Raw genomic sequence first — 12,029 nt, forward strand, 5'->3', positions numbered from 1 at the left:
TTTTTTAACATTTCACCATAAAAAAACAGAGATTTCACACGTAACGTACCGAAATCTCTGTCCTTCCACCAGAAAGTTGCACATTTTCAATAACAGAAAATGCTTGCTTCGTAGGTGGCCTAACTAATAGGCTCTCTCCAGAGTTGCGTCCTACAAGAGTTCTTTTGCCTGAGAGATTCGCAATTCGCTTGCTCCTTCGGCGTTACCTTGAAAAGCTGTATGAATAACTTTTCTTGTAAGCTCTCCCCTTGTGTTCATTCGCATTTTATGAAATTATCCTTCTTTGGTTATACTATGTACCAACGTGCGAAATATCTGTTTTGTAACAGCTTCATTATAGCATAATATAAACTATTTTTCGCACTTCTTTTTCAATCTACAACTTGCTGAAGCAAAGGAAGGTCATCTATATATGAGCAACGTATTAATTCAATGTGATTCAACATTTATCGACCAATTAGAAGGCCATATAAATTCTGGAAATAAGCTATCAAAATGGGAGCTTTTTTCCATGGCTTATGAAGCAGAAGCAACAACAATGAGTAATAATTTTGATGGGCTCCTATCATTGAAATATTTGCCCCATGTGGATTTTCTTCCCCACCAAATCGAAAGTGCAACACAAGCAATTGAAGAAATGAACGGTCGGGCTATTTTAGCAGACGAGGTTGGCTTAGGAAAAACAATTGAAGCTGGATTAATTTTAAAAGAATACATGATTCGAGGATTAGCTAAAAAAATACTTCTTTTGGTTCCGGCCTCGCTTGTCAATCAATGGGTGCAAGAATTGCATGAAAAATTTTACATTCCTGTTGTAGCCCATCGAAAAAATTACGCCTGGGAACAACATGATATTATGATTTCTTCCCTAGATACAGCAAAACGCTCACCTCACAGAGAAGCGATATTAGACATAGATTATGATTTTGTTCTTATCGATGAAGCACATAAGCTTAAAAACCATACTACTAAAAATTATGCATTTGTCCGTTCGTTAAAAAAGAAATATTGTCTATTATTAACTGCTACGCCAGTCCAAAATAATTTACTTGAAATATTCAATCTCGTATCGATATTAAAGCCTGGTCATTTAGGAAATCACGCCTCCTTTATCGAACAATTTGGAAAGGATCGAAAAAAATTAAATCAAGATGCATTTTTAAAGCAATTGATCCAGAAAGTAATGGTTCGAAACACGCGACAAAATACGAGCTTAAACAATACGAAAAGGAATATAGAGACAATTTGGATTAAATTCAGTCAGGAAGAAATAGATGCATATAACGAAATTGACAGCATGTTTCCTTCCAATGCTACGTTTTCAAAATTGACATTACTTCGGGAGCTTTGTTCGTCACGAGAAGCCTGTGCTTTATCCTTACAGAAAATGATGAATAATGGTGCGAATTTGAGTAGTGTCATGGAAATTATCGGGGCACTTCCACACCATGCAAAGGCACAGAAAACAGTGGAGCTCTTACAACAAATTGGAGATAAGAAAGTAATTATTTTCACCGAGTATCGCGGAACACAGCTTTATCTACAATGGTATTTACAACAACACGGCATTTCATCTGTACCATTTCGCGGTGGTTTTAAACGTGGAAAAAAAGACTGGATGCGGCAATTATTTAAGGATCATGCGCAAGTGTTAATTGCAACTGAGGCAGGTGGAGAAGGGATTAACTTGCAATTTTGTAACTATATGATCAATTATGATTTACCATGGAATCCAATGCGGCTCGAACAACGTATTGGTAGAATTCATCGCTACGGACAAGAAAATGATGTACACATTTATAATTTTGCAATTGAAGGAACGATTGAAGAACATATTATGAAACTGCTTTATGAAAAGATTCATTTGTTCGAAAATGTGATAGGTCATCTTGATGCCATTTTAGCAGAATTACAAATCGATGATTTTGAACAAGAAGTGAAATCCATCTTTACCGAATCTACATCCGCTGGAGAGGCAAAAATCAAGCTTGATAATCTATCGTCAATTATTGAGCAAACACAGCTAGCAAATCAAAAAGAGAAGGAGCAGCATTATGGCAATAGCTAACCTCCATTTGTTTTTACATTCATTCTTTACAGCTCATCAATGTCCAGTTATACACAATGAGGGTGGTGTCCTAACTGTCCAATTAACCGAAGAACTAGATAAAGCATTAATGAACCGTCCTTTTTACTGGCATTACGTAAAGAGTACAGGACAAAAAGGTAAACCGATGGAGCTTACGTTGATTACAAATCCGGAAAAACGCGAAGAAAAAGGCGAGTGGATTCATTTTGGTAGTCCACGTCTACAGCAAATTATACGGTATTTAAAAACAACAGAGAAATATACGATGCTCTTTCAACGCATTAAAACGCGACAAAACACTGAGCTACATCCTTGGCTTGTAACGAATATTAAAGTTAGCTATATTGGAAAGCAAAAAAGAGATGAATTGTTTTCAATTGGGTTGAATTTAGTGAATGGTAGCATGCTGACGGAATTTATGAAGCAATTAGAACCATTATCCTTCCAGTCAAGCATATCGAACTTTTGCTATACGATTGCTCCATTAATTCGTCTTAAAAGCGGCTATCTCCGTATTGAATCCGTACTAAAGCAATACATTGAAAATCAAGAACAAGAATGGGCCAACGCTTCTCATCAAGCACTCGATGATGAATTGCAAATGCTTAAGCACTTTTACACGGACAAACCAGAGGAAGAATCTAATCAAATGAAGCAAGAAGAAGAAGAAATTCGTAAACGGTTCACTCCAAAAGTTAGAATCGAAGTAATTAATGGAGGTTTAATCTATATTAAGAAACAGCAACTGCAACAGAAAACCAATAGCGGTTAAAGAGATTAGCTATTGGTTTTCTTTCTTTTCTTGAATGTTAGCTGAATAAGAAATGGCAGCAAACCAAACCATCGATTAGATAGTCCTTTCTTTTTCTCGTTTTTCTGTTGCACTCGTTGCTGCTTTCTTTCTTCAGGTGTAGATTCAAGATAAGCTATAAATTGGCCTGCCAAATATTTCACATATTCATCGCCAGACATTGTTGCCTCCTTTTTAATTACTAGCATAAGCATTATGGAATCTCATTATACTCCAATGCTTTTTTTATTTCGGACACAATTGCTAATTCTGACTTTCCGTCTGTATCAATAATTACATCGGCACAGCTCTTATATAAAGGGATTCTCTTGTCATATAATTGTCTTCGTTGATCAACATTTATATCCCATAATGGGCGTAACGTATCGTTATTTAGCCGTTTTGTTATTTCAGCAAAGGATGTGTGTAAATAAACAATGCATCCATTTTGCTTCATGAAAGCTATATTAATTGAGCGTTCGACAATTCCTCCTCCAGTAATAATCACTTGCTCATCCCGTTCTTTTAATGCTATTGTCTCTAATTCTCGAAAAGCCTCCTCCCCTTCGCATTGAAAAATATCCTTAATCTTCTTACCGCTCTCTTTTTCAATATATTGATCAAGATCTATCGAGCTGAGCAACATTTCGTTACTAAATAGCTTTCCGATTGTTGTTTTTCCGCTTCCCATAAACCCGATTAAATATATTCGATCCAATTACTTCAGCTCCCTTTCATAATTTTTTCAAAAAAAGAAGGATTTTAATTAAAAGTGTCGAAATGTACCTATACCTCAAAAATATTATAAGGAGGTGTACTTTTTATTGAACTCCGCAAGAGTACTCGCCGAAAAGCTTCTCTCATCTGCTTTTTCCACTGGAGCTTCTGATATTCACTTCTATCCTTTCCTCAAGGAAACAAACATTTTTTTTCGAGTCCACGGTAAAAGAATTTTGCATCGACAAATTACAGCTTCACAATATGATGCAATCCTCACTTATTTTAAGTTTACCTCAGGAATTGATATTGGGGAAACGAGAAAACCACAAAATGGAGCAATCTCATTTTATTTTAGCAAGAAATCCTACGCATTGCGTATTTCCACCCTACCGCTTGGTCACAAAGAAAGTTTAGCTATTCGTATCCTTCCGCAAGAAAAAGCACTTCCATTAGATAAACTATTTCTTTTTCCAAATCAGGTAAATAAATTAAAGGCATGGATGGACAAGCCTGCTGGCATCATTTTGTTAACAGGACCAACAGGATCTGGAAAAACAACAACACTCTATGCCTTGCTACAAAGTATTATGGAGGAACGCACATGCCAAACCATTACTTTAGAGGATCCTATCGAAAAAAAACTCGATAATATCTTTCAAGTTCAAATTAATGAAAAAGCGGGAATTACGTATCAAACCGGATTAAAAGCTGCATTAAGGCACGACCCTGATATCATAATGATCGGAGAAATAAGAGATGCATTTACAGCAAAATTCGCCTTTAATGCTTCATTAACAGGACATTTGGTTCTCAGTACGTTACATGCTAAGGATACTGTTGGTACAATCCACCGGTTATTAGACATGGGAATAAAACAAATTGATTTACAACAATCTTTAATCGGAGTTGCTTCTTTACAGCTACTCCCTATTACACTAAATACAGGTAAAAAAAGGAGGGCAGCTATTATGGAATTTTTGGATGGACACGCACTTGATCAATCAATAAAAGAAAAAAAAGGAACCGGCATACAACGTATACAGTCATTCCATCATTTACGAAAGAAGGCATTCGCATATGGCTATATTGATCAAACGCTTTTATAAAAAGCAATCATTTAAAAGTGAGCACCAGCTGCGATTTCTTCGCGTACTTTCCAGAGCATTAGCGAATGGATATCCATTCATTTCTGCCTTAGAAACCATGATGTGGGACAAAAACTTAAATCAAGCCGCATCCATCATGATGAAAGCTTTAAAATCTGGTGAAACCGTTGACAAAGCTTTTGATAAGGCAGGCTTTCATCCTTCCATCACTTCTTATTTATTTTTTGCTAATAAATCTGGCGAACTAACAAGTAGTATTAAAAAAGGACTTCAGCTTTATGAAAAACGGTTACAATACACGCAAAAACTATACCACGTTTCTCGTTACCCTCTCCTTTTATTTCTATTATTTACTGGCTTACTAATCGTTATCAAACAAATTGTGCTTCCGACATTTAGCGATTTATTTCAAAATGGTTCCACCGCTTCTACGTCAGTAAACTTTTCTATTATCATGATTGATCTATTTATTCAGCTATTTTTTACTCTTCTTCTACTTACTCTTTTCACAGCCTTCCTATTTCAACGATTTAATAAAAAAATTTCTATCGAAACCCTCGTTGCCATCTACCGCTCTATACCAATTTATCGAAAATTGATTTCGATGTATCATTCCTTTTTGTTTGCCACCCATCTTAGTACTCTATTAAAAACCGGAATATCCATGAAAGAAGTTCTTTCTATTTTATCTAAGCAAACGAAGCATCCGGTTCTAGCTCATTATTGTACTGTTATTAATAGTGGCCTACTTCAAGGCGTACACATATCTAGCATGATTACTGAACTTTCCTTGCTTCAACCTCAATTTGCAGCTATCTTTCAGAAGAATAGTGATGTAATCACGTTAGAAAAGGATCTAACTGTTTACGCAGACCTTCTGATTGAAAGATTTCATCATCAAATGATGAAGCTCATTTCCATGATCCATCCCATTTTCTTCATTGTAATTGGAGCTTTTATCATTTTCATTTATGTGACCTTAATGTGGCCGATGTTTGAATTAATACAATCTCTATAAAAGGAGTCAAAATTATGTTTCGTAATAATCGTGGATTTACATTAATCGAAATGCTGATTGTTTTAATGATTATTTCAGTATTAATGATATTAATTATTCCAAATCTTAGTGGGAAAAGTGATCAAGTTTATAAAAAAGGCTGTAAAGCACTTGTTTCTGTCGTGCAAGCACAGGTTGATGCTTATCAACTAGATAAAGGAAGTATCCCCAATGACTTAGATACGCTGGTAGTAGCAGGCTATATTACTCCAGAACAAAAACAATGTCCGAACGGAGAAGGTATTATTTATGAAAACGGGAAAGTTTCAACCCCATAACAGAAATATAAGCGGATTTACACTGATAGAACTCCTTATTCTGTTAGCAATAGTCAGCTTAACCCTTACGATTACTACCCCTATCGCCTTATCAATTTATAAGTCTCAACACGAAAAACATTTTTTTCATGTAATGAACTCTGATATTCTTCTAATTCAAAACATCGCTGTTGGTGGGGCTTCTCAGAAATCAAAGCTAGTATTTCAAAAAGATCAGTACACTGTCATTAATAGTATAGAACAACGTGTAGAAACGAGATCCTATCCATCTGGCTGGAAGCTTAATGGTCAGAATAGAACCATCTATTTTAAGAAGAACGGTACAATTGGGGCTCCGGGAACGATTGTCATTCACACGGATAAAAATAAATATAAAGTTATATTTCCTCTTGGGAAAGGAAGAGGCTATGTGGAAAAACAATAAAGGATTTTTCTTAATGGAATCACTTGTTGCTTTTAGCATTATAATCATCTTAACAACAATCTTTATCCCTATTCATACATAAATCCGTATGGAACGTGTGAATCATAATGACCGAATACTAATTAGTTCAAGATTGCATGATGAATTACAATTACTTTTGGTCAAGCCAAATAATACATTACCACAAAACTATTCTTTGATACTGTATGGGAAAAGTGTTCAATTTTCGTTTATGATGAAGAATGATTTATTGAAAGGATGTGCGCATTGGAAGAATGCCAAATTTAATAAAGAAAGCATTTGTTTATATGGGTATCCGTAAAGATAGTCACGGATTTACCTTCCCTTCACTTCTGTTATCACTTGGGATCTTTTTCATATCCGCCCCTCTCATTATATATATTATTCAAACCTTCCATTATAAAGATAATTATGACCTACTATCTGTCTCTCAATTTTTCCATTATATTAGAGAGGATATAAAGTTTGCATCAGCTATTAACATCAATAACAATACGTTAGAGCTAACATTGCACAATGGTGATCTTGCAACAATCGAACAATATAACCAACTAATAAGACGAAGAGTAAATGGATTAGGTCATGAGGTTTATTTAAGAGATATACAAGAAGTGTTATTTACTTCACTTCAAAATAGTTTTAAAATAACGATCGATACCATCGATGGAGGCCATTATGAGAAAATCTTTATATTTGATGAATAATTCCTATGGTTTTTTTCTCCCGTATACGATGGCTATTCTAGCAATATCATTTCTTGTCTTAATGACTAGTGTTTCTATTTATCGCAATGAACTCTTCATTTCTCATCGCCTCATCGAACAAATTAAAATTGAAACTTTAATGCAAATGGGTCAGGAAAAGTTCAAAGTAGATGCCGCCTCTTCTGAAAAGGACAATGGGAAAGTTTTTTATTCCTTTCCACATGGTGATGTTCATATTGATTATGAACTGGTTGAGCTTAACCAATTTAATTTGACAATCAAAATTAATACAAATAAAAACACACACTATTTTATTACGAAACGAATTAAAAAAAATAAGCGTTAATCCTCTATTGTGATTATTTTCACGAGTTGTGTACAATTCTTAACAATCACTTTGAAAACGCCTTTTTTGGCTATTTTTCTACTATAATGAAAGTAATAAACGTAGTGAGGTGGATTGAAATGGAACGTACATTAAAAGTAACAAATGTATTAAGTGATCCAACACGATTTAATATTTATCAATATGTCATTAAAAAGCGCAAAGAAGTAACAGTAAATGAAATAGCAGAAGAATTTGGTATTCACGCTAATGTATCAAGATTACATTTATCTAAGCTAGAAGATATTAATTTGCTTGTTTCTTATTCTCAAAAGACTGGAAAAGGCGGGAGACCAAGTAGATTATATCGTCTATCAAACGAAGTGGTTGAACTAAATTTCCCACATCGTGATTACAAGATGCTTTCCGCTATCTCGTTAGAAACATTTGCTGAACTAGGAGATATCGGAAGAAAAGCTTTATATGATACTGGTAGAAAATATGGTGCCAAAATCATGGAGCGCTACCAAACACCAACAACGACAGACTTAACAGTAGAACAAAAGCTACAAATTCTTGAGGATGCAGGAACGATGCTTGGTCTCTACCCTGACTTCACCTACTTCCCTAACAAAAATACGATAACATTCCATGTCAACAATTGCCCATTCAAGGAAGTAGCATTGAAAAACCAATCAATGGTTTGTAAAATGCATAATGAGTTTATTCAAGGGATGTTCGAATCATTATTTTCGGGTATTGAATTAGTTGAAACTGAAAATATTTTACAGGGCTGTGAAAATTGCACCTATGTCGCAAAATTTTCAGTAATTTAGAATGATTCATTTACATTATGGAAATACTCGTTTATAATGACTATGAATGTTACCGAGAAGGAGGGGGATGGCATGGATCGTATGTTTCGCGTGCTAGGCTTTTGGACAGGAATATTTACTGTCATGTTCTATGTTGGTGATATGACTGAAGTCGCTTTACTATTTCTTGTTCAAACAGCCTTTTTCCTTGCAGTAAGTTATTTAAAATTATCTGAACGGATGTATATGTATTTGTTCGGGGCTTATTGTACATTGTTTATGATTGGATTTACTTGGTATTCTGAATTTATCTTGATCCCAGGGTTTGGGCACTAAGATAACATTCCATTTTCGATAATTTGCTTTTTCTTTTTATCGAATGATGGCTATAATTCAATATGAAGTTTAGCCTGCAATCTTAATATTTTTTCTTTAAATCCTGCATTCCAAAGTGCAGGATTTTATCTTTTGGAAATATTTCATGAGACGATGAACAAATCGAGATTTTTTAAATTAATTCTATTGACACAGTGTCTATTTACCTTTATTGTTATTATTATAGCTTTAACTTTTTATCCCTAACCAACAAAAGAGCAGAGCACATCCCCCCTAGAAACCCCCTTCTTTTACAAGAAGGGGGTTTCTTATTTAAATGGAACGAATGGGTTATTTTTCTTCTCTTCGCCAATTGTTGTCATCAGACCATGTCCTGCGAAAACTTGAAAATGATCTGGTAAAGAATATAATATGTTTCTTATGCTTGCTTCAAGCTGCTGAAAGTCCCCACCTGGTAAGTCCGTTCGACCAATACTATGTTGAAATAGTACATCTCCGCTTATAACAAATGCTAACTCCTTAAAAATAAAGCTCACACTACCTGGTGAATGTCCTGGAGTTTCAGCCACTTCAAAGCGAAATTTTCCAATTTCCATTTTTCCTGGTTCTAATAATTTATCCGGCTCACGAGCAGATATTTCCTCACCAATAAAAAATGTAGAACGATTTAAATTTGGGTCTTGAAGCCAATCATTTTCGTTTCGATGTAAATACACATCGATATGAAAATGATTTCGAAGTACTTCAACAGCACCAATATGATCAAAGTGAGCGTGAGTTAATAAAATAGCTTTTGGAGAAGCGTTCAAGTTTTGCAATCGTGTAATCACTTCATCTGCGTTTCCACCTGGGTCAATAATTAATGCTTCAGCACCTTTCACAATAAGATAACAATTGGTGCCTAATGGACCTAACTGTAGTGTTATAATTTCCATATAAATCACTCCTAAAACAATTATCACTAAATTCAATGATTATTCTCGACAAAAGTATGGGAATCATATAAAATAATCTATAGTATGTAAATACATAATAATATAAGTGTATTACCTTTATCAAACATATGCACGATGAAAACGTAAGGAGGATTCTATATTATGCAGCATCTTGTATTAGCTTCTATCTTATTAATTGTTGCACTATTATCTGTTATTTCTATCTTTCGTCAAATCAAATTTAAAAACTTTTTCGCCCTAACATTTTCAGTGCTTTCTGCTGTAACCTTTGGATTTTTCTCGATCGCTACAATTATCGATATTTTGAAAAATTCACTGTAACAATGTGTCATTAGTAATATGAATATCCTAAATCCCCGCTTCCTGGTGATAAAAGTTTTGTCGGAAGCGGGGATTTATAATTTACTCCATATTACCTAACTCCCTCTAAAAACAAAAGAAAAAAGCTGCTTTTACAGCTTTTTTAAATACTTCTCTATTTCGGTTAGCTCTACTTAAATTCCATAAAGCGGAATAGATCACCATAAATAATTTTATCTGAGTACTCCAGCTCTTTATCCACTTTTTCTCCTATCGGTTCACATTGTGAAGCTGTGGGATTACTTTTTTCCTCGTCTTTTTCAAGTAACTCACCTGTTTTTCTATCATAACAATTTCCTGATGTAAAAATATAATCATCACTAATAAAGTCACCATTACGTAAAGCGATATATCCTTTACGATTTTTTTGAAATACATCATTTCCGAAATAAATATCATTTTCAGTTTTGATTCCCAACATATTTAGTAACGTAGGCTTAACATCAATTTGACCAGCTACTTCAGACATGACCTTCCCTTTTCCATGATTAGGTATATGGATAAAGAATGGTACACGTTGTAATTGAACATGATCAAATGGTGTGATTTCGTCTTTTTCTAGATATTGTCGCATGGCATGGTTATGACTCGCACTAATTCCGTAATGATCACCCATAATAACGATTATTGAATTGTCATATAGTCCTGCTTGCTTTAACTGTTGAAAAAATTGCTCGATCGATTCATCTAAATATCTTACCGTAGGAAAATAATTGTTCAATGTATTTGAATTCGAATCATATGCTGCAATTGACTTATCTTCTTCATCTAATTCAAATGGAAAATGATTTGTTAAGGTAATGAATTTTGAATAGAACGGCTGCTCTAGTGATTGTAAATACTTGATAGACTGGTCAAAGAAATCCTTATCCTTTAAGCCCCATCCAACTGAATTACTATCAGTAACATCATATGACTCATAATCAAAAAATTCATCATATCCTAAACTTTCATACATTTGATCGCGATTCCAAAAGCTGCGATTATTTGCATGAAATACAGCTGAGTTATACCCTTTTTGTTTCATTAGTTCAGGTAACGCATGATATTCATTTTGACCATGTGTAAAAAATACAGCTCCTCTAGATAATGGGTACAGTGAGTTTGCAACTAAAAACTCTGAGTCTGATGTTTTTCCTTGCTCTGTTTGATGATAAAAATTTTCAAAATAATAGGTATCCTCATCCTGTGTAAGTTTATTTAAAAATGGAGTTATTTCCTCCCCATTTACTTTATTATTAACAACAAAACTTTGTAATGATTCTGCCCAAATAAAAATAACATTTTTGCCTTCAGCAACACCGTGAAGTGAAGACTTCTCTGAACTTTTTACATTTTTTTCTACGTAATCCGTTATTTCTGGTAATTCATTTCCATCAGCAAAAACACGTTGTGTCTTTACTTTGGAATGCACAATGATATCGTAAACATGATAATTAAATAAACCAATATTTTTCACTAAGTATTCCCTGTCAAATGCTCTAGTAAATAATTGAGGACGTTCCATTTCTGCTAAGAAGAAGTTACCTGCAAGAAGTACGAGCGACATTGCTAATGCAAAAACCTTTCCACTTCTTGGGTATTGGACTGCAAATCTATCGGGATGCTTTTTACTGAAGTACCAGACAAATGCAACATCTGTAAGTAAAAAGACATCATAGAACTTGATTAAAGTCCAAATACTTTTTCCTAAATCAGCTGCATTACTTCCTTGGAACAGTTGAGGAACCGTGATAAAATCTGTAAAAGACCGATAAAATACAAGATTTACAAAAATAATGATTGTGCCAAGCAATGCTGTATACCTTAAGTATTTCATTTGACTTTCTTTCCTCTTAAACCAAACACTCAATGCAAATATGATGAATGCCGAAATAAAAGGGTTTAGAAATAAGATGATCTCCTGCATTACATTATCTAATTCAATACTAAACAAAAAGCGATATACAATATACGTTTTCAAACCAAATAATAAAGTAGCAATAATGTATAGTGGTAGTTGAATTCTTTTCCCCTGCATATAAGTTCCTCCTGTATCTTAAGCATCT

Annotated in this window: 15 protein-coding genes and 2 riboswitches; of the genes, 11 read left to right on the forward strand and 4 right to left on the reverse strand. The window is 34.3% G+C overall.

What is annotated here, in order from left to right; genetic code table 11:
• Positions 1–55: 55 nt before the first annotated feature.
• Positions 56–143, reverse strand: a riboswitch (glycine riboswitch).
• Between the two features lie 3 nt (positions 144–146).
• Positions 147–258, reverse strand: a riboswitch (glycine riboswitch).
• A 154-nt stretch (positions 259–412) separates the two neighbouring features.
• Entirely contained in the window at positions 413–2,068 is a 1,656-nt protein-coding gene (locus QBK89_RS07300; RefSeq protein WP_284140387.1) for a DEAD/DEAH box helicase, read from the forward strand.
• A complete protein-coding gene (locus tag QBK89_RS07305) occupies positions 2,055–2,861 on the forward strand; it encodes a YqhG family protein (RefSeq protein ID WP_284140388.1) in 807 nt (268 codons plus the stop codon). Before QBK89_RS07300 ends, QBK89_RS07305 begins: the two co-directional genes overlap by 14 nt.
• A 5-nt stretch (positions 2,862–2,866) precedes the next feature.
• On the opposite strand, the gene QBK89_RS07310 is transcribed toward QBK89_RS07305, so the two are convergent.
• Positions 2,867–3,061, reverse strand: coding sequence for a YqzE family protein (locus QBK89_RS07310; protein WP_284140389.1), 195 nt, complete (start codon positions 3,059–3,061; stop codon positions 2,867–2,869).
• 32 nt (positions 3,062–3,093) lie between these two features.
• Positions 3,094–3,597, reverse strand: coding sequence for a shikimate kinase (locus tag QBK89_RS07315; protein ID WP_284140390.1), 504 nt, complete (start codon positions 3,595–3,597; stop codon positions 3,094–3,096).
• A 106-nt stretch (positions 3,598–3,703) separates the two neighbouring features.
• Here QBK89_RS07315 and comGA point away from each other — a divergent pair, with 106 nt between their 5' ends.
• From comGA to QBK89_RS07355, 8 genes are all read left to right on the forward strand, one after another.
• Complete coding sequence (gene comGA / locus QBK89_RS07320; RefSeq protein WP_284140391.1) at positions 3,704–4,705, forward strand: competence type IV pilus ATPase ComGA; 1,002 nt, start codon at positions 3,704–3,706, stop codon at positions 4,703–4,705.
• Positions 4,677–5,723, forward strand: coding sequence for a type II secretion system F family protein (locus tag QBK89_RS07325; protein ID WP_284140392.1), 1,047 nt, complete (start codon positions 4,677–4,679; stop codon positions 5,721–5,723). The genes comGA and QBK89_RS07325 overlap by 29 nt, the downstream gene beginning before the upstream one ends.
• Before the next feature lie 14 nt (positions 5,724–5,737).
• Positions 5,738–6,040 (forward strand): competence type IV pilus major pilin ComGC, encoded by a 303-nt coding sequence (comGC, locus tag QBK89_RS07330; RefSeq protein ID WP_443089748.1) that lies wholly within the window; start codon positions 5,738–5,740, stop codon positions 6,038–6,040.
• A complete protein-coding gene (gene comGD, locus QBK89_RS07335) occupies positions 6,012–6,464 on the forward strand; it encodes a competence type IV pilus minor pilin ComGD (RefSeq protein ID WP_284140393.1) in 453 nt (150 codons plus the stop codon). Before comGC ends, comGD begins: the two co-directional genes overlap by 29 nt.
• A 275-nt stretch (positions 6,465–6,739) precedes the next feature.
• Positions 6,740–7,189, forward strand: coding sequence for a ComGF family competence protein (locus tag QBK89_RS07340; protein WP_284140394.1), 450 nt, complete (start codon positions 6,740–6,742; stop codon positions 7,187–7,189).
• Positions 7,161–7,535 (forward strand): competence type IV pilus minor pilin ComGG, encoded by a 375-nt coding sequence (gene comGG / locus QBK89_RS07345; protein ID WP_284140395.1) that lies wholly within the window; start codon positions 7,161–7,163, stop codon positions 7,533–7,535. Before QBK89_RS07340 ends, comGG begins: the two co-directional genes overlap by 29 nt.
• A 119-nt stretch (positions 7,536–7,654) precedes the next feature.
• Positions 7,655–8,350, forward strand: a complete 696-nt coding sequence (locus QBK89_RS07350) for a helix-turn-helix transcriptional regulator (protein ID WP_284140396.1) — start codon at positions 7,655–7,657, stop codon at positions 8,348–8,350.
• A gap of 72 nt (positions 8,351–8,422) precedes the next feature.
• Entirely contained in the window at positions 8,423–8,665 is a 243-nt protein-coding gene (locus QBK89_RS07355; protein ID WP_284140397.1) for a DUF2626 domain-containing protein, read from the forward strand.
• Between the two features lie 308 nt (positions 8,666–8,973).
• On the opposite strand, the gene QBK89_RS07360 is transcribed toward QBK89_RS07355, so the two are convergent.
• Positions 8,974–9,600, reverse strand: a complete 627-nt coding sequence (locus tag QBK89_RS07360) for an MBL fold metallo-hydrolase (RefSeq protein WP_284140398.1) — start codon at positions 9,598–9,600, stop codon at positions 8,974–8,976.
• Positions 9,601–9,762: 162 nt separating this feature from the next.
• Here QBK89_RS07360 and QBK89_RS07365 point away from each other — a divergent pair, with 162 nt between their 5' ends.
• Positions 9,763–9,942 carry a DUF2759 family protein gene (locus QBK89_RS07365; RefSeq protein ID WP_284140399.1) on the forward strand — a complete coding sequence of 60 codons (180 nt, stop codon included), beginning with the start codon at positions 9,763–9,765 and terminating at the stop codon, positions 9,940–9,942.
• 169 nt (positions 9,943–10,111) lie between these two features.
• Here the strand turns inward: QBK89_RS07365 and QBK89_RS07370 are convergent, their stop codons facing one another.
• The gene (locus tag QBK89_RS07370) at positions 10,112–12,001 is read right to left on the reverse strand and encodes an LTA synthase family protein (RefSeq protein WP_284140400.1); all 1,890 of its coding nucleotides are present in this window, start codon (positions 11,999–12,001) and stop codon (positions 10,112–10,114) included.
• Positions 12,002–12,029: the final 28 nt, after the last annotated feature.

It is taken from the genome of Virgibacillus sp. LDC-1 (assembly GCF_030137545.1).
Classification (GTDB): Bacteria; Bacillota; Bacilli; order Bacillales; family Amphibacillaceae; genus LDC-1.